The following is a 19,126-nucleotide window of genomic DNA, read 5'->3' as shown; positions in this document are numbered from 1 at the left end:
CTGATGCTGCATAACTCCATTCTCGACGTCATCGGCCAAACGCCGATTGTGCGTCTGACCCAGTTTTCCGAAGACCTCGGCATCGAGGTCTACGCCAAGCTGGAGTCCCTCAACCCCGGCGGCAGCCACAAGGCGCGCATCGCCCTGGGCATGATCCTGGATGCCGAGCGCCGCGGTGTGCTGATCCGTGATTCCGGGCAGACCATCATCGAACCCAGTGGCGGCAACACCGGGATTGGCCTGGTAATGGCCGGCAATGTGCTGGGCTACAAAGTGGTGCTGGTGATCCCTGACAACTACAGCCCGGAAAAACAGAAGCTGCTGCGTCTGTACGGCGCCAGGGTAGTACTGTCCGACAGTCGCCTGGGCAATAACTCCCACGGTGAAAAGTGCATGGAGCTGCAGTTGGAGAACCCCAACTACGTGATGCTCAACCAGCAACGCAACGGCGCCAACCCCCAAACCCACCGCGACACCACCGCCCCGGAAATCCTTCGCGCCTTCGGTGAACAGCGCGTGGACTACTTCGTCAGCGGCATTGGCACCGGGGGCCATATCACCGGTATCGGCGAAACCCTCAAGGCCGCCTGGCCCGCGCTGCGAGTGATGGGCGTAGAACCGGAAGAATGCGACCTGCTCAAAGACCGGCACGCGGCGCACAGGATCCAGGGCCTGTCGATCGGACTGATCCCCAGCATCCTCAACCTGGACGTGATCGACGGCATGCTCAAGGTGTCGCACGCCGATTGCCTGGACATGATCAAACGCATCATGCGCACCGATGCCATAAGCCTGGGGCTGTCTTCGGCCGCCAACATGGTTGCCATCGCCCAACTTGCCCCCGAACTGCCGCCTGAAACGGTGGTGTTGACCATGGTCTACGACAATGCTGACAGCTACCTGCCCAGTTTCGAATAACGGGGCTTTTAACCATTCAACATACGGGGGTGTCTCCATGGGGGGCTTTATCGACATGCAACAGCTGCACGATGAGTTGCTCACCCACCTCATCACCACCTTGACGCCCAGACAGATGAAGCAGCTGGAGCCGCACCTGGCGCCGTTGATCCAGAACGCCGCCCAGGCGGTGGCCGAGGACCTGATTGCCTATGCCTATCGCGACCCCGCGTCCCGTGGGCGCGGTGAGTTGATCCTGGAATCCTACGCCTCGTTCAAGGCCGTGCTGTTCTACCGCCTTGCGCACCTGGTGTGGCATTTCCAGAGCGCTGACCACGGCGATTTTTCGCGCATGGCCCTCAAGCTGAGTAACCAGGGCAAGATCCTCTCCGGCGCCGAGATTCACCCGGCAGCGCGCATTGGCCGGCGCTTTGTGCTGGACCATGGCTACGGCACGGTCATCGGCGAAACCTGCGTGATCGGCAACGACTGCTACATCCTCTGCGGCGTGACCCTGGGCGCTCGCGGCATTGCCAACAACCCGGACGGCAAGCGCCACCCGCGCCTGGGCAACAACGTCGAAGTCGGCGCCGGCGCCCGGGTGCTGGGCTACGTGTCGATCGGCGATAACGTGTTTATCAGCCCCTCCTGCGTGATTACCCAGGACGTGCCGGCAGGCACCAAGGTCAAGGTGGTCAACCAGATCCAACTGCAAAAAAACGATGAATCGGACCACAGCAACTACCTCGGCGCCTTTGCCTTGGATGAGCGCTTGCACGTGGTGGGCGAAGTGAGTGTCGGCCACAAGGTCACCGTGCTGGACGCCGACTTTCATCCGCTGCAAGGGCTGATGCTCGAACCCACGGTGAAAGAGCGGCACCACCTGCAGTTTCGCCTGCGTCGCCTCGACAACGACGAACAACTGCCACGCCTGCCGCTGAACCTGAAGGTGTGCGGGCCGGAATTTGAAATCACCCTGCTCTCCCCCCCTGGCTTGAGCGCACTGGTGCGCCACCTCTTGCAAGCCACCCCATTGATCGTCGGAGGTTGAACATGTCTGTGCATACCATGGAAACCCTGGCGCTGTTTGACAGCGCGCCCTACCAGAACGCCTTCAGCGCCCGGGTGATTGCCGTCAGCGAACAGGGTATCGCCCTGGAGCACACCCTGTTCTACCCCACCGGCGGCGGTCAACCGGGCGATACCGGTCACCTCACCCTGGCCGATGGCACACGGGTGCAAGTGACCGGCACGGTGCGCGACCCGGTGTTGCGCTCGATCATCTGGCACCAGGTGGACCACTGCCCCGAACAGTTGGCCGCTGGCGTTCAGGTCGACGCCGGGCTGGATTGGGAGCGGCGCTACCAGCACATGAAGATGCACACTTGCCTGCACTTGCTGTGTTCGCTCATCGACGCACCCGTGACCGGTTGCAGCATCAGCGCAGATAAAGGCCGCCTGGATTTCGATCTGCCAGAAATGACCCTGGATAAAGACCGCCTCACCCAAGACCTCAACGCCCTTATCGAACAAGCCCACGCGGTCAAAACTCTGTCGATGCCCGCCACCGAGTACGCGACCCTACTGCAGATCACTCGCACCCAGGCGGTTGCGCCGCCGGTAATCTCGGGTTCGGTGCGGGTGATTGAAATCCCCGGCATTGATATCCAGCCCTGCGGCGGTACCCATGTGCTCAATACCGAGGAAATCGGCCGGGTGTTCTGCGAGAAGATCGAGAAAAAGAGCAAGCACAACCGCCGGGTGATACTGCGGTTTGGACAGGCTTGAGCCTGCGTCATTGCCTCTGTAGGAGCGAGCTTGCTCGCGAAAAACCCATAGGCGCCGCGCTTACTCAGGAAGCACGCGTTATCGTTGACGTTTTTCGCGAGCAAGCTCGCTCCTACAGTGACTGTGTTGTTTTTCAGATCGTGAGCAGGTCCATGAAACGGTTGACTGGGGTAGCCTCAAGCCGTGCCTGATCCTTGCACAACGCAAAGATTTCGGCGCTGCGTTGTGCAGTGAAGCGCGTGGCCAGGTTGGCCTTGAACTTGTCTTCCAGCAGTGGAATGCCGTCCACCCGACGGCGACGATGGCCAATCGGGTACTCCACCGCCACCTGCTCGGTGCAGGTGCCATCCGTGAAAAACACCTGCACCGCGTTGGCAATGGAGCGCTTGTCGGCCTCCAGGTATTCGCGGCTGTAGCGCGGGTCTTCGACGATGACCATCTTGTCGCGCAACTGATCGATGATCGGGTGGGCCGCGTGGAAATCATCTTCATACTGCTCGGCCACCAAGTTGCCGAACGCCAACGGCACGGCGGTCATGTATTGCAGGCAGTGGTCGCGATCAGCGGCGTTGGCCAATGGGCCGACCTTGGAAATAATGCGAATCGCCGACTCGTGAGTAGTGATCACGATACGGTCGATTTCATGCAAACGATGCTTGACCTGCGGGTGCAGGGCGACTGCCGCTTCACAGGCAGTTTGCGCGTGAAACTCGGCCGGGAAACTGATCTTGAACAGCACGTTTTCCATCACATAGGTGCCGTAGGGTTGGGGCAGGCTGAAGGCGCGCTTGTCCTCGGGCTTGAGCGCCAGGTCCTTGTTGGTGTGGCTGAACAGCACGTCGTAGAAGCCCCATTGCGGCGCACTCAACACGCCGGGGATGCCCATTTCGCCACGCAGGGCGATGTCTGCCAGGCGCACGCCGCGGCTCGATGCATCGCCTGCGGCCCAGGATTTGCGCGAACCGGCATTCGGCGCATGGCGATAGGTGCGCAGCGCCTGGCCATCGACAAAGGCGTGGGACAACGCCGATAGCAGCTGCTCGCGGTTGGCACCCATCAGCTTGGCGGTGACCGCCGTGGTAGCGACTTTCACCAGCAACACATGGTCGAGACCTACACGGTTGAAGGAGTTTTCCAGAGCAATCACACCTTGGATTTCGTGGGCCATGATCATCGCTTCCAGCACTGCACGCACGGTCAGGGGCGCGTCGCCATTGGCCAGGCGCTTTTGCGACAGGTGATCGGCCACGGCGAGGATGCCGCCAAGGTTGTCCGAAGGGTGACCCCATTCAGCGGCGAGCCAGGTGTCGTTGTAGTCGAGCCAGCGCACGATGCAACCGATATCCCAGGCGGCCTTGACCGGGTCCAGGCGAAACGAAGTGCCCGGAACCCGTGCACCGAACGGCACCACGGTGCCCTCCACCATCGGCCCCAGGTGCTTGGTGCACTCGGGGAAGCGCAGGGCCAGCAGGCCACAGCCGAGGGTGTCCATCAGGCAGTTGCGGGCGGTATCCAGGGCGTCCTCAGAGTCAATGCGGTAGTTGAAGACGTAGTCGGCGATGTCCTGCAAAACCTGGTCGTAGTCGGGGCGGTTGTTCTGGTCGACGTTAGCGCTCATGGCAGTTCTCCTAAAAGGTGGGTGATAATCCTCGGGCTTACGATTAATGGTGTGATGGCCGGTCTGATTGCCAGCCTTGAAATAGCGCCCCCTGTGGGAGCGGGCTTGCTCGCGAAGGCGGTGGTTCAGTAGCATTTCAGTGCCTGACACACCGCCTTCGCGAGCAAGCCCGCTCCCACAGGGGCTCTGCGTAGACCTTTAGAAAGCGTCGCCTGGGATGCGTACGTAGCCTTCCATTAACACCCGCGCGCTGCGGCTCATGATGGCTTTCTTCACCACCCACTCACCGTCCACCTGGCTGGCCTCGGCCCCCACGCGCAAGGTGCCGGACGGGTGCCCGAAGCGCACGGCATTGCGCTCCACGCCGCCTGCCGCCAGGTTAACCAAAGTGCCGGAAATCGCCGCCGCCGTGCCAATCGCCACCGCCGCAGTGCCCATCATCGCGTGGTGCAGTTTGCCCATCGACAAGGCGCGCACCAGCAGATCCACATCGCCGGCCTTGATCGCCTTGCCGCTGGAGGCCACGTAATCGGCAGGCTTGGCGACGAACGCCACTTTGGGCGTGTGCTGGCGCTGGGCGGCTTCGTCCAGGTGTTTGATCAGGCCCATGCGCAGCGCGCCATACGCCCGCACGGTCTCGAACATCGCCAGGGCCTTGGGGTCGCTGTTGATCGCGCCTTGCAGCTCAGTACCCGTGTAGCCCAGGTCTTGGGCATTGATGAAAATCGTCGGGATACCGGCGTTGATCAACGTGGCCTTGAAGGTACCGACGCCGGGTACCTCCAAGTCGTCAACGAGGTTGCCGGTCGGGAACATCGAACCCCCACCGCCCTCTTCTTCCGCCGCCGGGTCCATGAACTCCAACTGCACTTCGGCGGCCGGAAAGGTCACGCCGTCCAGTTCAAAGTCGCCGGTTTCCTGCACCGCGCCGTCGGTGATCTGCACGTGGGCGATGATGGTCTTGCCGATATTGGCCTGCCACACCCGCACCACGGCCACGCCGTTATGGGGTACGCGGGCCGCATCGACCAGGCCGGCACTGATGGCGAACGAGCCCACCGCCGCCGACAGGTTGCCGCAGTTGCCGCTCCAATCGACAAATGGCTTGTCGATGGAGACCTGGCCGAACAGGTAATCCACGTCGTGATCGGCGCGGCTGCTTTTGGCCAGGATCACGGTCTTGCTGGTGCTCGACGTGGCACCACCCATGCCGTCGATCTGCTTGTCATAGGGGTCAGGGCTGCCAATCACCCGCAGCAACAAGGCGTCACGTGCAGGGCCCGGCACCTGCGCCGCTGCGGGCAGGTCCTTAAGGCTGAAGAACACGCCCTTGCTGGTGCCGCCACGCATGTAGGTGGCGGGGATCTTGATTTGCGCTACGTGTGCCATGGTAATCCTCTTCAGGCGGTCGCCTTTGATTCCAGGAAGTCCTGGGCGAAACGTTGCAACACGCCACCGGCCTCGTAGATCGACACTTCTTCGGCGGTGTCCAGGCGGCAGGTCACTGGCACCTCGACACGTTCGCCATTCTTGCGGTTGATCACCAGGGTCAGTTGCGCACGCGGGGTGCGCTCGCCGACCACGTCATAGGTTTCGCTGCCGTCGATCTTGAGGGTGTGGCGGTCGGTGCCCGGCAGGAACTCCAGGGGCAACACGCCCATGCCCACCAGGTTGGTGCGGTGGATACGCTCGAAGCCTTCGGCGGCAATCGCTTCCACACCGGCCAGGCGTACGCCCTTGGCCGCCCAGTCACGGGACGAACCTTGGCCATAGTCGGCACCGGCGATGATGATCAGCGGTTGCTTACGTTCCATGTAAGTCTCGATGGCTTCCCACATGCGCGTGACCTTGCCTTCCGGCTCGATACGCGCAAGAGAGCCCTGCTTGACCTTGCCGTTTTCCTGCACCATTTCGTTGAACAGTTTCGGGTTGGCGAAGGTGGCGCGCTGCGCCGTCAAATGGTCGCCCCTGTGGGTTGCGTAGGAGTTGAAGTCGACTTCCGGCAAGCCCATTTTCGCCAGGTATTCACCGGCGGCGCTGTCCAGCATGATCGCGTTGGACGGCGACAAGTGGTCGGTGGTGATGTTGTCCGGCAGCACCGCCAGCGGGCGCATGCCTTTGAGCGGCCGTGCACCGGCCAGCGCGCCTTCCCAATACGGCGGACGGCGGATATAGGTGCTTTGTGGGCGCCAGTCGTACAGCGGCGTGACCTTGGGCCCGGTGTCTTCGTGGATGGCGAACATCGGGATATACACCGCACGGAATTGCTCGGGTTTCACCGAAGCCTTGACCACCGCGTCGATCTCTTCATCGCTCGGCCAGATGTCTTGCAGGCGGATTTCCTTGCCGTCGGCGTCCAGGCCGAGCACGTCCTTTTCGATGTCGAAACGGATGGTACCGGCAATCGCATAGGCCACCACCAGCGGCGGCGACGCCAGGAACGCTTGCTTGGCGTAAGGGTGAATGCGCCCGTCAAAGTTGCGGTTACCCGACAACACCGCGGTGGCGTACAGGTCGCGGTCGATGATCTCTTGCTGGATCACCGGGTCGAGCGCGCCGGACATGCCGTTGCAGGTGGTGCAGGCAAACGCCACCACGCCAAAGCCGAGTTTTTCCAGCTCATGGCCAAGTCCCGCTTCTTCCAGGTACATGGCCACGGTTTTCGAGCCCGGCGCCAGGGACGACTTGACCCACGGCTTGCGGGTCAGCCCAAGCTTGTTGGCGTTGCGTGCCAACAGGCCGGCGGCGATCACGTTGCGCGGGTTGCTGGTGTTGGTGCAACTGGTGATGGCGGCGATGATCACTGCGCCGTCGGGCATTTGCCCCGGCACGTCATCCCATTGGCCGGCAATACCTTTTGACGCCAGGTCGCGGGTGGCCAGGCGGGCGTGGGGGTTGCTCGGGCCGGCCATGTTGCGCACGACGCTGGAGAGGTCGAAGCTCAGGCTGCGCTCGTACTGCGCGCCTTTCAGGTCGTCCGCCCACAGGCCAGTGTGGCGTGCATATTGCTCGACCAGGGCGACTTGTTCGTCTTCGCGGCCGGTGAGTTTGAGGTAGGCAATGGTTTGCGCGTCGATGTAGAACATCGCGGCGGTGGCGCCGTACTCCGGGGCCATGTTGGAGATGGTGGCACGGTCACCCAAGGTCAGTGCCGATGCCCCTTCGCCGAAGAACTCCAGCCAGGCGCCGACCACCTTTTGCTGGCGCAGGAATTCGGTGAGCGCCAGCACCATATCGGTGGCGGTGATGCCCGGTTGCAGCTTGCCGGTCAATTCCACGCCCACGCTTTCCGGCAGGCGCATCCACGACGCACGGCCGAGCATCACGCTTTCGGCTTCCAGGCCGCCAACGCCGATGGCGATCACACCCAGGGCATCCACGTGGGGCGTATGGCTGTCGGTGCCGACACAGGTATCCGGGAAGGCCACGCCGTCACGCACTTGAATCACCGGGGACATTTTCTCCAGGTTGATCTGGTGCATGATGCCGTTGCCCGGCGGGATCACATCGACGTTCTTGAAGGCCTTTTTGGTCCACTCGATAAAGTGGAAACGGTCTTCGTTGCGACGGTCCTCAATGGCGCGGTTTTTTTCGAACGCTTGCGGGTCAAAACCACCGGCCTCGACGGCCAGGGAATGGTCGACGATCAACTGGGTGGGCACCACCGGGTTGACCTGCGCCGGGTCGCCGCCTTGCTGGGCAATGGCATCACGCAAGCCGGCGAGGTCGACCAGGGCGGTCTGGCCGAGGATGTCATGGCACACCACGCGGGCCGGGAACCACGGGAAGTCGAGGTCGCGCTTGCGCTCGATCAGTTGGCTCAGGGACGCGTCGAGGGTGGCCGGGTCGCAACGGCGCACCAGGTTCTCGGCGAGCACGCGCGAGGTATAGGGCAACGTGGCGTAGGCGCCGGGGGTGATTGCTTCGACAGCCGCACGGGCGTCGAAAAAATCCAGGCGGCTGCCGGGGAGCGGTTTGCGAAATTCAGTGTTCATCGTCAGGACTCGGTCACGGTAAGTTCGAAAGGTGAACTGTCGACACTGGCTTTGTTTCCTGTGGGAGCTGGCTTGCCTGCGATGGCATCACTGCGGTGTGACAGGTACACCAAGGTGATGCCATCGCAGGCAAGCCAGCTCCCACAAAAAAGCACATTAGCCAGCGAACACAGCCCATCCCATTCAGCGACGTTCGATTGGCACGAACTTGCGCTGTTCAACGCCGGTGTACTCGGCGCTTGGACGAATGATGCGGTTGTTGGCCCGCTGCTCGAACACATGCGCGGCCCAGCCAGTCAGGCGCGAGCATACGAAGATCGGCGTGAACAGCTTGGTCGGGATGCCCATGAAGTGGTACGCCGACGCATGGTAGAAATCGGCGTTGGGAAACAGCTTCTTCTGTTCCCACATGGTCTTGTCGATAGCTTCGGAGACCGGGAACAACACGGTGTCGCCCACTTCGTCAGCGAGTTTTTTCGACCAGCCCTTGATCACTTCATTGCGCGGATCGCTGTCTTTATAGATCGCGTGGCCAAAGCCCATGATCTTGTCTTTGCGCGCCAACATGCCAAGGGTGCCTTCAACCGCTTCCTGGGCCGAGGAGAAACGCTCGATCATTTCCATCGCCGCTTCGTTGGCACCGCCGTGCAGCGGGCCGCGCAGAGAGCCGATGGCAGCGGTGACGCAGGAATACAGGTCGGACAATGTCGATGCACACACCCGTGCGGTGAAGGTCGAAGCGTTGAATTCGTGTTCAGCGTAGAGGATCAGCGACACGTTCATCACTTTGACGTGCAGCTCGCTCGGTTTCTTGCCATGCAGCAGGTGCAGGAAGTGGCCACCGATGCTCGGCTCGTCGGTCACGCAGTCGATGCGCTGGCCGTCGTGGCTGAAGCGATACCAGTAGCACATGATCGCCGGGAACGCGGCGAGCAGGCGGTCGGTGACATCGCGCTGCACGCTGAAGTCTTTCTCCGGCTCGATATTGCCCAGGAACGAGCAACCCGTGCGCATCACGTCCATCGGGTGGGCGTCGGCGGGGATGCGTTCGAGCACTTCTTTCAGAGCCTGGGGCAAGTCACGCAGTTTGCTCAGCTTGTTGCTATACGCGGCCAGCTCGGCCTGGGTTGGCAGTTCGCCGTACAGCAGCAGGTAGGCAACTTCTTCAAACTGGGCGTCGGCGGCCAGTTCGCGTACGTCGTAGCCACGGTAGGTCAGGCCGGCGCCGGCCTGGCCCACGGTGGACAGTGCAGTCTGCCCGGCGACCTGGCCACGCAGGCCAGCACCACTCAATACTTTTGCTTCAGCCATGGTTCTTCTCCAATTTTGTAATTATTCAGGGAGCCGTCCAGCTCACACCCTGTAGGAGCAAGCTTGCTCGCGAAAAACGCAAGGGCACCGCGTTTCTCCAGGTTTCTCGCGTTATCGTTGGCGATCTTCGCGAGCAAGCTCGCTCCTACAGTGCAATTACTTTTTTGCGGCGAACAGCGCGTCGAGCTTCTGCTCGAAGGTGTGGTAGTCGATGCGATCGTAAAGCTCCATGCGCGTTTGCATGGTGTCGATCACGTTCTGCTGGGTACCGTCGCGACGGATCGCGGTGTAGACATTCTCGGCGGCCTTGTTCATGGCACGGAAAGCCGAGAGCGGGTACAGCACAATGGAAACATCCGCAGATTTCAACTGTTCGGTGGTGTACAGCGGTGTGGCGCCGAACTCGGTGATGTTCGCCAGGATCGGCGCCTTCACGCGGGAGGCGAACAGCTTGTACATCTCCAGTTCAGTGATGGCTTCCGGGAACACCATGTCGGCACCGGCCTCGATGCACGCGGCTGCACGCTCCAGGGCGGATTCCAGGCCCTCGACTGCCAGAGCGTCGGTACGCGCCATGATCACGAAGCTGTCATCGGTGCGCGCATCCACGGCGGCCTTGATGCGGTCGACCATTTCCTGCTGGGACACGATTTCTTTGTTGGGGCGATGACCGCAGCGCTTGGCGCCGACCTGGTCTTCGATATGGATGGCGGCGGCACCGAACTTGATCATCGACTTGACGGTACGCGCCACGTTAAACGCCGAGGAGCCGAAACCGGTGTCCACGTCCACCAGCAGCGGCAGGTCGCACACGTCGGTAATGCGGCGCACGTCGGTGAGCACGTCATCCAGGCCGGTGATGCCCAGGTCCGGCACGCCAAGGGAGCCGGCGGCTACACCGCCCCCTGACAGATAAATCGCCTTGAAGCCGGCGCGCTTGGCCAAAAGCGCATGGTTGGCGTTGATGGCGCCCACCACTTGCAAGGGCTGTTCACTGGCGACGGCGTCACGGAAACGCTGGCCGGGAGTGCTGTTGTTGTTGGAACTCATGACTCACCTCGTGATGAAGGCGCACCGTCCGGGAAGTGACGGGCAATGTTGCGTTTGGAGGCGCCGATATGCCGGCGCATCAACAGTTCGGCCAGTTCACCGTCGCGATCGGCAATCGCGTCGAGAATGCGGTGATGCTCGGCAAAGGCCTGGCGTGGACGATTGGGGGTAGCGGAGAACTGGATGCGGTACATGCGCACCAGTTGATACAGCTCGCCGCAGAGCATTTGGGTGAGGGTGCGGTTACCGGCACCTTGAATGATGCGGTAGTGAAAATCGAAGTCGCCTTCCTGCTGGTAATAGCCGACACCGGCCTGGAACGCCGCGTCCCGTTCGTGGGTGTGCAACACCTGGCGCAGTTCCTCGATCTCTGCGTCAGTCATGCGCTCGGCGGCCAAGCGACAGGCCATGCCCTCCAGGGACTCGCGAATCTCATACAGTTCGACCAGCTCGGCGTGACTCAAAGACACCACGCGTGCGCCGACATGAGGCACCCGCACCAGCAGGCGCTGGCCTTCCAGGCGATGGATCGCTTCGCGCAGCGGGCCGCGACTGATGCCGTAGGTGCGCGCCAGCTCCGGCTCGGAAATCTTGCTGCCGGGGGCGATTTCGCCTTTGACGATGGCGGCCTGGATACGCCGGAAGACGTTCTCCGACATGGTCTGGGAATCGTCTGGTGCCACCGCTGGTTTTTCCAGTTGCTCCAACATATTGTCGACACCTTTAAAATCAATTCCGCAAAAACTAGCCAATATCCCCCTAACAGTCAAAGAATAAATACACATTGTCGACAATCGTCTAATAACCCCATCATTCACTTGCCAAGGCATGGCCGCCTGCCAGCGCTGGCGCCAAAAAAGCATCATGTTAGAATGCCCGCCGCTTTTGCCTGACATCAGATGATGAAAGGGCGCACCCGAGATTGCGCAGCAATGCCAGTCGCCATGAAATGAACAGTGCACTGCCCTGCCTCAGGATTTATGAGACTCAAGCCTTACCTACTAGTGATGTGCCTGCTGTGCATACCGAGCCTTGGCGCTGGCGCCGAGAAGACCGTGTACGGCCTGAATGAATACGCCAAGCTTGCAGGTATCGACCTGGAAGTGGCGGCCAAACTCGACACCGGCGCCAAGACCGCCTCGTTGAGTGCCCGCGATATCAAGCGCTTCAAGCGCAATGGCGAATCCTGGGTACGCTTCTACCTGGCCATCGACACCGCCCATTCCCACCCCATCGAACTGCCCCTGGCGCGTGTCAGCAAGATCAAGCGCCGCGCCGGCGACTACGACCCCGATGAGGACAAGAACTACACCGCCCGCCCAGTGATTGCGCTGGATATCTGCATGGGCAGTGCTTTACGCAGCATCGAAGTGAACTTGACTGACCGCAGCGCATTCCAATACCCGCTGCTGATTGGCTCCGAAGCCTTGAAACGCTTTGATGCGCTGGTCGACCCCAGTCTTAAATATGCAGCAGGCAAACCCGCCTGCGCCGCCGACGCTTAATACCGCCGAGTAAACCGAATGCGCTCTCTGACCCTGCACCTGAAAATCCTGATCACCTTGCTGGTGGTGCTGGGCATTTCGGTCACCGCCTATCAGATCTTCGTGCTGGGAATTCCCGTCACCGAAGATGCTACCGACGACTTGTGGAACATCGACGCCAAGGTCGAGTTCGTCGCCAACCCGAAAGACCCGGTCAAGATCCAGATGTTCGTGCCGCCCCTGAGCCGCGACTTCGTCAGCCTCAATGAGAGCTTTATCTCCAACAACTACGGGGTGAGCGTCAACCGCATCGACGGCAACCGCAAGGTCACCTGGTCGGCGCGCCGGGCCAAGGGCAACCAGACCCTCTATTACCGCCTGGTGCTGACCAAGCGCTACAGCGGCGAAAAGGTCAAGATCAAAGGCCCGACCTTCCGCGACAGCATCGCCGTGGAAGGCCCCGAGAAAATCGCCGCCGAAGCCTTGCTGGCCCCGATCCGCCAGCACTCGGCCGACGTCGAAACCTTTATCAGTGAAGCCATCAAGCGCACCAACAACCTCAACGACGACAATGTGAAGTTGCTGCTGGCCGGCGACCCCTCGACGCCGCACAAAGCCAAGATCGTCGAACTGCTGCTGTCCATCGCCCACGTGCCAGTAGAGAAAGTCCACACCATCCGCCTGGTGGCCGACCAGCCGCAAACCCCGGAGCTGTGGCTGCGCAGTTTCAACGGCAACGACTGGCTGTACTTCAACCCGGAGACTGGCGAACAGGGCCTGCCCGCCGACCGCCTGCTGTGGTGGACCGGCGATGAAAACCTGATCACCGTCGATGGCGGCAAGAAAGCCATGGTGACCTTCAGCCTGAACAACAGCGAGATGAACGCCATCCGCCTGGCCAAGCTGACGGACGAAAACACCGACGCCAACTTCCTCGAATACTCGCTGTACGGCCTGCCGCTGCAAACCCAGCAGACCTTCATGATCATGGTGATGATCCCGATTGGCGTGCTGGTGATCTTGATCCTGCGCAACCTGATCGGCCTGCAAACCTTGGGCACCTTCACCCCCGTGCTGATCGCCCTGGCGTTCCGTGAGACCCAACTGGGCTTCGGGATTGTGCTGTTCACGATCATCACGGCCCTGGGCCTGTCGCTCAGGTCGTACCTTGAACACCTGAAACTGCAGATGCTGCCGAGGCTGTCGGTGGTGCTGACCTTCGTGGTGGTGTTGATTGCCGCCATCAGCCTGTTCAGCCACAAGCTGGGGCTGGAGCGCGGCTTGTCGGTGGCGCTGTTCCCGATGGTGATCCTGACCATGACCATCGAACGCCTGTCGATCACCTGGGAGGAGCGTGGTGCCAACCATGCACTGAAAGTGGCGATTGGCACGCTGTTCGCCGCGTCCCTGGCGCACCTGATCATGAGCGTGCCGGAGTTGGTCTACTTCGTGTTCACCTTCCCGGCGATTCTGCTGATTCTGGTGGGCTTCATGCTGGCCATGGGTCGCTACCGCGGCTATCGCCTTACCGAGCTGGTGCGTTTCAAGGCGTTCCTGAAGGCTGATTCTTGATGTTTGGCTTCTGGAAGACCTGGAAGGCCCTGGAAGCGCGGGGGATCATGGGCATTAACCGGCGTAATGCCGACTACGTGCTCAAGTACAACAAGCGCAGCCTGTACCCCATCGTGGATGACAAGATCATCACCAAGGAACGGGCGCTGGCGGCAGGCATTCACGTGCCGGAAATGTACGGGGTGATCTCCACCGAAAAGGAAATCGACAAGCTCGACGAGATTATCGGTGGGCGCAGCGACTTCGTGATCAAGCCCGCCCAGGGCGCCGGCGGCGACGGCATCCTGGTGGTGGCCGACCGGTTTGAAGGGCGCTACCGCACGGTGTCCGGCAAAATCATCAGCCATGAGGAGATCGAGCACCAGATTTCCAGCATCCTCACCGGCCTGTATTCCCTCGGAGGCCACCGCGACCGCGCGCTGATCGAGTACCGCGTGGTGCCCGACCAGATCTTCAAGAGCATCAGTTATGAAGGCGTGCCGGACATCCGCATCATCGTGCTGATGGGCTACCCGGTGATGGCGATGCTGCGCTTGCCCACCCGCCAGTCCGGCGGCAAGGCCAACCTGCACCAGGGCGCGATCGGCGTGGGTGTAGACCTGGCCACCGGCCTGACCCTGCGCGGCACCTGGCTGAACAACATCATCACCAAGCACCCCGACACCACCAACGCGGTGGATGGCGTGCAACTGCCCAACTGGGACGGTTTCATGAAGCTCGCCGCCGGCTGCTATGAGCTGTGTGGGCTGGGTTATATCGGCGTGGACATGGTGCTGGACCAGGAAAAAGGCCCGCTGATCCTTGAGCTGAACGCACGGCCTGGGCTGAACATCCAGATTGCCAACGACTGCGGCCTGACGTTGCGCACCCATGCGGTGGAGGCACGGTTGGAAGAGCTGAAGGCTGCCGGCGTGACAGAAACGCCGGAAGAGCGTGTGAAGTTCGTGCAGGAAATGTTCGGGCATATACCGCCCGTGGAAGGCTGATCCGGTCTTCGAGCTGTCTATCCCCGACATCCCCTCTAGGAGCAAATCCTACAGGGGACTACAATCCCCCTCCCCCGCGCCACTGGCTGATCCACCCCCGCATGTCGACCTGTTCCGTATACCCGTTGCCCTACCGGGCCAATCCCGCCGAGTTCTTTGCGGTCATTCGCCACGCCCCTGGTGCGGTGCTGCTCGACAGCGGCCGCCCGATGGCTGTTCGCGGCCGGTATGACCTGCTCAGTGCCTGGCCCGAAGCGACCCTGACGGTAGGGCCGGACGAAAGTGGCGGTGATTTCCTGCAACGCTTGCGCAAGAACCTGACTCAGTTGGGTCAAGCGACATTGCCTGACGGCTATGAATTACCGTTTGCCGGTGGTTTGATCGGTTACCTGAGCTATGACTTTGGTCGGCACCTGGAGCAGGTTTCACACCTGGCCGCGGATGATTTGCATCTGCCGGATGCACGCTTCGGGCTCTATGCCTGGGCGCTGGTCAGCGATCACCAAGTGCAAACCAGCCAGTTGGTCTTTCACCCTGCGCTGGCCGACAGCGAGCGGCAACGCTTGATCAGCGTGTTCAGTCAGGCACAAAGCGATACACCGACGAACTTCAAGCTCCGCGCCCCCATGGTCCCGGACCTCAGCGCCGAGGCTTATCACCAGGCCATCATTCGCATCCAGGATTACATCCAGGCCGGCGACTGCTACCAGGTCAACTTTGCCCAACGCTTTCGCGCGCCGTGCATCGGCGATCCATGGGCAGCCTACTGCGCGCTGCGCGAAGCCTGCCCGACGCCGTTTTCCGGGTTCCAGAGTTTGCCCGATGACGGCGCGGTGCTGAGCCTGTCGCCGGAACGCTTTGTGCGCATCAGCGAGCGTCAGGTGGAAACCCGCCCGATCAAGGGCACCCGCCCTCGCGGTTTAACACCGCAAGAGGACGCTGCCAACGCCGCTGAGTTGCTCGCCAGCCCCAAGGACCGCGCAGAAAACCTGATGATCGTTGACCTGCTGCGCAACGATCTCGGCCGCAGTTGCCGAATCGGCTCAGTGAAAGTGCCGGAGCTGTTCAGCCTGGAAAGCTACCCCAACGTGCACCACTTGGTGAGCAGCGTCACCGGCGTATTGGCCGACGACAAAGACGCCCTCGACCTGATCGCCGGCAGCTTCCCCGGCGGCTCCATCACCGGCGCGCCGAAGATTCGCGCCATGCAAATCATCGACGAGCTTGAACCCACCCGTCGCGGGCTCTATTGCGGCTCGCTGGTGTACCTGGACGTGCGCGGCGAGATGGACAGCTCCATCGCGATTCGCAGCTTGCTGGTCAAGGACGGGCAGGTGTGTTGCTGGGGTGGCGGTGGGATTGTGGCGGATTCAGAGTGGCAGGCGGAGTATCAGGAATCGTTGACGAAGGTGCGGGTGTTGTTACAAACGTTGGAAAATCTGTAGGGCACAGCCCCTTCCTAGCGTTGGAGTAGAACGCCATGCGATAGAAAAAGCCTGAATCAGAACCGCTGTGGACGGGATAGACGCTTGCAGATAGCGTCCGGATCGACCGTCCACCCGCCACCTGTGAAGGATCACATGAAGCGACTACCTCCTCGTCTGGAAATATTTCCGAGATTGCCTATCCACGCAATCGCACCTATGATCTCCCAAAATGGGAGGTTGAAGCGATGCGGATAATCGCTCTATCTACCCTACGAATATTCTGGGAAAGCCATTCAGCTTATAGCGACGCCAGAACACCGCTGGTCGAGTGGTATCGGCACATGGAAAAGGCCGATTATCCAACACTGCAAGCACTCAAGGCCGAGCTCAGAACGGCGAACATTCTTAAGGGCGGCAGGGTCGTGTTCAACGTCGGCGGCAACAAGTATCGAGTGATCATGGCCATCGACTACCAGCGACAACTTGGGTTTATACGGTTCGTGGGGACCCACGCTCAGTACGACCAGATCAACGCGGAGACTGCGTGATGAACATCAAACCTATTCACTCCCAGGAAGACCTGACTGCGGCAATCGTACGAGTCGAGCAGATATGGGGAGCACTACCCGGCTCGCCTGAAGGTGATGAGCTGGAAATCCTGGCAATCCTCATCGAGAAGTACGAAGCCGAGCATTACCCCATGCCCCCTTCGGATCCGGTAGAGGCTATCAAGTTTCGCATGGAGCAATTGGGCATGACCGCACGCGATCTGGAGCCGTTTATCGGCACCAGTGGGCGGGTGTCAGAGGTGCTGAACCACAAGCGCAAGCTGAGCCTGGCGATGATCAAACGCCTGCATGAAGGCTTGCGTATTCCTTATGAGCGCTTGCTGGCCGAGGGTTAGGCGGTGACGGAGCCGACGCCATCGCGGGCAACCCCGGCTCCCCCAGTTGACCGCGTCCTTTGACGTTACAGGGTCGAAGGTGGGAGCTGGCTTGCCTGCGATGGGGCGATCAGCCGCGCCGCATAACTTACAGGCTCAACTGCCGATTCGACGCCTTGATAAACTCTTTCTTCAAGTCTTCAAACGTATGCACCGCCGGGAACTGCGGGAATTCGCGGATCACATTGTCTGGCGCATGGAACAGGATCCCACGGTCTGCTTCACCCAGCATGCTGGTGTCGTTGTAGGAATCACCGGCAGCGATCACGCGGTAGTAGAGGGTCTTGAATGCCAGCACTGATTGGCGCTTGGGGTCTTTCTGGCGCAGTTTGTAGCTGACCACCCGGTCGTTTTCATCGGTGATCAAGCGGTGGCAAAGCAAGGTCGGGAACCCCAGCTGACGCATCAGCGGCTGGGAGAATTCGTAGAAGGTGTCGGACAGGATCACCACCTGGAAGCGCTCGCGCAGCCAGTTGACGAACTCGATGGCGCCGTCCAGTGGCTTGAGTGTGGCGATCACGGCCTGGATATCGGCCAGCTTGAGCCCATGCTCGTCGAGGATGCGCAGGCGCTGTTGCATCAGCACGTCGTAGTCGGGGATGTCACGGGTGGTGGCCCGCAGGGACTCAATGCCGGTTTTCTCGGCAAAGGCGATCCAGATTTCCGGAACCAGTACCCCTTCCAGGTCAAGGCAGGCAATTTCCACACGACACTCCTGTTAGATGTTGTTAGTCGAGCGAGCAAAAGGACTGCCGAACTCTAGCGACTCAAGCCCGCCGCCGCAACGCACGGCAGATTTTGATACCATCGCCGCCTATAGAGCGCTCAGCGCCACTGACCTGTAGGAACCGTCCTGATGAACCAAGCCTTCGACGTCGTTGAACTCGCCACGACTTATGCCAACAAGTCTGCCCAGGACATTCTCAAGCTGGCGTTCAGCCAGTTCGGCGATGATCTGTGGATTTCCTTCAGCGGTGCCGAGGATGTGGTGCTGGTGGACATGGCCTGGAAGCTGAACAAGAACGTCAAGGTGTTCAGCCTCGACACTGGCCGCCTGCACCCGGAGACCTACCGGTTTATCGAGCAGGTGCGTGAGTTCTACAAGATCGACATCGAGCTGATCTCGCCAGACCCGAGCAAGCTGGAGCCCTTCGTGAAAGAGAAAGGCCTGTTCAGCTTCTATAAGGACGGCCATGGCGAATGCTGCGGCATCCGCAAGATCGAACCGCTGCGCCGCAAACTTGCCGGTGTACGCGCCTGGGCCACCGGCCAGCGCCGCGACCAGAGCCCCGGCACCCGCAGCCAGGTAGCGGCGCTGGAAATCGACACGGCGTTCTCCACGCCGGAACGCACCCTGTACAAGTTCAACCCGCTGGCGCAGATGACCAGCGAAGAGGTGTGGGGCTACATCCGCATGCTGGAGCTGCCGTACAACAGCCTGCATGAGCGCGGGTTTATCAGCATCGGCTGCGAGCCCTGCACCCGGCCGGTATTGCCCCGCCAGCATGAGCGCGAAGGCCGCTGGTGGTGGGAAGAAGCCACGCAGAAGGAATGCGGGCTGCATGCGGGGAATATCATCAGCAAGGCTTGAGCCTCTGACACGGTTAAAAAACCTGTAGGAGCGAGCTTGCTCGCGAAAAACGTCAACGATAACGCGTGCTTCCAGAATAAACGCGGCGCCTGTGAATTTTTCGCGAGCAAGCTCGCTCCTACATAAAGCGATATTTGCTTTGGGGTCGGGCAAAACCTGTACACAACCTTGTAACCATAGGTGCCATTTTTGTGTGCAACTTAATCTACAGCGCACCAAAACGTAACATCTCCCTGCGCCAATGGCGCTGCATCTAAATAACCCTGCAATTAACGAAAAAATAAATACCTGTTCAAACGGTCAACTTATAGTGACCGTAATTCAGTGAGTTATTCGCAACCTATATAAAAACGAAATTAGCCGAGATTTTTATATATCGAGAACTGGCACGCATATGGCTTAGGCAGAAGTACGCTTTGTATACAATCAATACAAAACCTACATACACTTTGCCATCCGCCGCT

General features: G+C 60.6%; 17 protein-coding genes. 10 read left to right on the top strand and 7 right to left on the bottom strand.

Going from position 1 to position 19,126, the window contains the following annotated elements; all coding sequences use genetic code 11:
- Positions 1-3: 3 nt before the first annotated feature.
- From ODQ19_RS06835 to ODQ19_RS06825, 3 genes are read left to right on the top strand one after another with little or no spacing between them, the layout of a single operon-like run.
- Positions 4-918 (top strand): PLP-dependent cysteine synthase family protein, encoded by a 915-nt coding sequence (locus ODQ19_RS06835; protein WP_330209649.1) that lies wholly within the window; start codon positions 4-6, stop codon positions 916-918.
- A gap of 37 nt (positions 919-955) precedes the next feature.
- Positions 956-1,948 (top strand): serine O-acetyltransferase, encoded by a 993-nt coding sequence (locus ODQ19_RS06830; protein ID WP_116667084.1) that lies wholly within the window; start codon positions 956-958, stop codon positions 1,946-1,948.
- Between the two features lie 2 nt (positions 1,949-1,950).
- Positions 1,951-2,685 carry an alanyl-tRNA editing protein gene (locus ODQ19_RS06825; RefSeq protein ID WP_330209648.1) on the top strand — a complete coding sequence of 245 codons (735 nt, stop codon included), beginning with the start codon at positions 1,951-1,953 and terminating at the stop codon, positions 2,683-2,685.
- Between the two features lie 133 nt (positions 2,686-2,818).
- Here ODQ19_RS06825 and prpD read toward each other — a convergent pair whose 3' ends face one another.
- The 6 genes from prpD to ODQ19_RS06790 form a co-directional block, all read right to left on the bottom strand.
- Positions 2,819-4,303: a 2-methylcitrate dehydratase gene (prpD, locus tag ODQ19_RS06820; protein WP_330209647.1), complete on the bottom strand. Its 1,485-nt coding sequence runs from the start codon at positions 4,301-4,303 to the stop codon at positions 2,819-2,821.
- Positions 4,304-4,501: 198 nt separating this feature from the next.
- Complete coding sequence (gene prpF, locus ODQ19_RS06815; protein ID WP_330209646.1) at positions 4,502-5,692, bottom strand: 2-methylaconitate cis-trans isomerase PrpF; 1,191 nt, start codon at positions 5,690-5,692, stop codon at positions 4,502-4,504.
- A gap of 11 nt (positions 5,693-5,703) precedes the next feature.
- Positions 5,704-8,298, bottom strand: a complete 2,595-nt coding sequence (acnD, locus tag ODQ19_RS06810) for a Fe/S-dependent 2-methylisocitrate dehydratase AcnD (RefSeq protein WP_116667089.1) — start codon at positions 8,296-8,298, stop codon at positions 5,704-5,706.
- A 183-nt stretch (positions 8,299-8,481) separates the two neighbouring features.
- On the bottom strand, positions 8,482-9,609 hold the full coding sequence (prpC, locus tag ODQ19_RS06805; protein ID WP_014719499.1) for a bifunctional 2-methylcitrate synthase/citrate synthase: 1,128 nt from the start codon (positions 9,607-9,609) through the stop codon (positions 8,482-8,484).
- 156 nt (positions 9,610-9,765) lie between these two features.
- The gene (gene prpB, locus ODQ19_RS06795) at positions 9,766-10,659 is read right to left on the bottom strand and encodes a methylisocitrate lyase (protein ID WP_003193320.1); all 894 of its coding nucleotides are present in this window, start codon (positions 10,657-10,659) and stop codon (positions 9,766-9,768) included.
- Entirely contained in the window at positions 10,656-11,369 is a 714-nt protein-coding gene (locus ODQ19_RS06790) for a GntR family transcriptional regulator (protein ID WP_003193321.1), read from the bottom strand. The genes prpB and ODQ19_RS06790 overlap by 4 nt, the downstream gene beginning before the upstream one ends.
- 270 nt (positions 11,370-11,639) lie before the next feature.
- Here ODQ19_RS06790 and rloA point away from each other — a divergent pair, with 270 nt between their 5' ends.
- The 6 genes from rloA (at position 11,640) to ODQ19_RS06760 (ending at position 17,032) form a co-directional block, all read left to right on the top strand.
- Entirely contained in the window at positions 11,640-12,164 is a 525-nt protein-coding gene (rloA, locus tag ODQ19_RS06785) for a retropepsin-like aspartic peptidase RloA (RefSeq protein WP_014719501.1), read from the top strand.
- Between the two features lie 18 nt (positions 12,165-12,182).
- A complete protein-coding gene (gene rloB, locus ODQ19_RS06780) occupies positions 12,183-13,715 on the top strand; it encodes an osmotic stress tolerance membrane protein RloB (protein ID WP_003193324.1) in 1,533 nt (510 codons plus the stop codon).
- Positions 13,715-14,701, top strand: coding sequence for an alpha-L-glutamate ligase-like protein (locus ODQ19_RS06775; RefSeq protein WP_003193326.1), 987 nt, complete (start codon positions 13,715-13,717; stop codon positions 14,699-14,701). Before rloB ends, ODQ19_RS06775 begins: the two co-directional genes overlap by 1 nt.
- Positions 14,702-14,802: 101 nt before the next feature.
- On the top strand, positions 14,803-16,146 hold the full coding sequence (gene pabB / locus ODQ19_RS06770; protein WP_330209645.1) for an aminodeoxychorismate synthase component I: 1,344 nt from the start codon (positions 14,803-14,805) through the stop codon (positions 16,144-16,146).
- Between the two features lie 227 nt (positions 16,147-16,373).
- Positions 16,374-16,676 (top strand): type II toxin-antitoxin system HigB family toxin, encoded by a 303-nt coding sequence (locus ODQ19_RS06765; RefSeq protein ID WP_330209644.1) that lies wholly within the window; start codon positions 16,374-16,376, stop codon positions 16,674-16,676.
- Positions 16,676-17,032 carry a helix-turn-helix domain-containing protein gene (locus ODQ19_RS06760; protein ID WP_330209643.1) on the top strand — a complete coding sequence of 119 codons (357 nt, stop codon included), beginning with the start codon at positions 16,676-16,678 and terminating at the stop codon, positions 17,030-17,032. Before ODQ19_RS06765 ends, ODQ19_RS06760 begins: the two co-directional genes overlap by 1 nt.
- Positions 17,033-17,159: 127 nt before the next feature.
- On the opposite strand, the gene thrH is transcribed toward ODQ19_RS06760, so the two are convergent.
- Entirely contained in the window at positions 17,160-17,777 is a 618-nt protein-coding gene (thrH, locus tag ODQ19_RS06755; RefSeq protein WP_330209642.1) for a bifunctional phosphoserine phosphatase/homoserine phosphotransferase ThrH, read from the bottom strand.
- A 150-nt stretch (positions 17,778-17,927) separates the two neighbouring features.
- On the opposite strand from thrH, the gene ODQ19_RS06750 reads away from it, so the two are divergent.
- Positions 17,928-18,662 carry a phosphoadenylyl-sulfate reductase gene (locus tag ODQ19_RS06750; RefSeq protein WP_034136191.1) on the top strand — a complete coding sequence of 245 codons (735 nt, stop codon included), beginning with the start codon at positions 17,928-17,930 and terminating at the stop codon, positions 18,660-18,662.
- Positions 18,663-19,126 lie beyond the last annotated feature (464 nt).

The organism is Pseudomonas sp. AM4(2022), assembly GCF_036346515.1.
Taxonomy (GTDB): domain Bacteria; phylum Pseudomonadota; class Gammaproteobacteria; order Pseudomonadales; family Pseudomonadaceae; genus Aquipseudomonas; species Aquipseudomonas paracarnis.
The sequence above is the reverse complement of the archived record's forward strand: the minus strand, read 5'-3'. Positions and strand labels throughout refer to the sequence as shown.

Coding starts and splice junctions, on each gene's coding strand:
- ODQ19_RS06835 (WP_330209649.1), top strand. CDS start 4: ATGCTGCATAACTCCATTCTCGACGTCATCGGCCAAACGCCGATTGTG.
- ODQ19_RS06830 (WP_116667084.1), top strand. CDS start 956: ATGGGGGGCTTTATCGACATGCAACAGCTGCACGATGAGTTGCTCACC.
- ODQ19_RS06825 (WP_330209648.1), top strand. CDS start 1,951: ATGTCTGTGCATACCATGGAAACCCTGGCGCTGTTTGACAGCGCGCCC.
- prpD (WP_330209647.1), bottom strand. CDS start 4,303: ATGAGCGCTAACGTCGACCAGAACAACCGCCCCGACTACGACCAGGTT.
- prpF (WP_330209646.1), bottom strand. CDS start 5,692: ATGGCACACGTAGCGCAAATCAAGATCCCCGCCACCTACATGCGTGGC.
- acnD (WP_116667089.1), bottom strand. CDS start 8,298: ATGAACACTGAATTTCGCAAACCGCTCCCCGGCAGCCGCCTGGATTTT.
- prpC (WP_014719499.1), bottom strand. CDS start 9,609: ATGGCTGAAGCAAAAGTATTGAGTGGTGCTGGCCTGCGTGGCCAGGTC.
- prpB (WP_003193320.1), bottom strand. CDS start 10,659: ATGAGTTCCAACAACAACAGCACTCCCGGCCAGCGTTTCCGTGACGCC.
- ODQ19_RS06790 (WP_003193321.1), bottom strand. CDS start 11,369: ATGTTGGAGCAACTGGAAAAACCAGCGGTGGCACCAGACGATTCCCAG.
- rloA (WP_014719501.1), top strand. CDS start 11,640: ATGAGACTCAAGCCTTACCTACTAGTGATGTGCCTGCTGTGCATACCG.
- rloB (WP_003193324.1), top strand. CDS start 12,183: ATGCGCTCTCTGACCCTGCACCTGAAAATCCTGATCACCTTGCTGGTG.
- ODQ19_RS06775 (WP_003193326.1), top strand. CDS start 13,715: ATGTTTGGCTTCTGGAAGACCTGGAAGGCCCTGGAAGCGCGGGGGATC.
- pabB (WP_330209645.1), top strand. CDS start 14,803: ATGTCGACCTGTTCCGTATACCCGTTGCCCTACCGGGCCAATCCCGCC.
- ODQ19_RS06765 (WP_330209644.1), top strand. CDS start 16,374: ATGCGGATAATCGCTCTATCTACCCTACGAATATTCTGGGAAAGCCAT.
- ODQ19_RS06760 (WP_330209643.1), top strand. CDS start 16,676: ATGAACATCAAACCTATTCACTCCCAGGAAGACCTGACTGCGGCAATC.
- ODQ19_RS06750 (WP_034136191.1), top strand. CDS start 17,928: ATGAACCAAGCCTTCGACGTCGTTGAACTCGCCACGACTTATGCCAAC.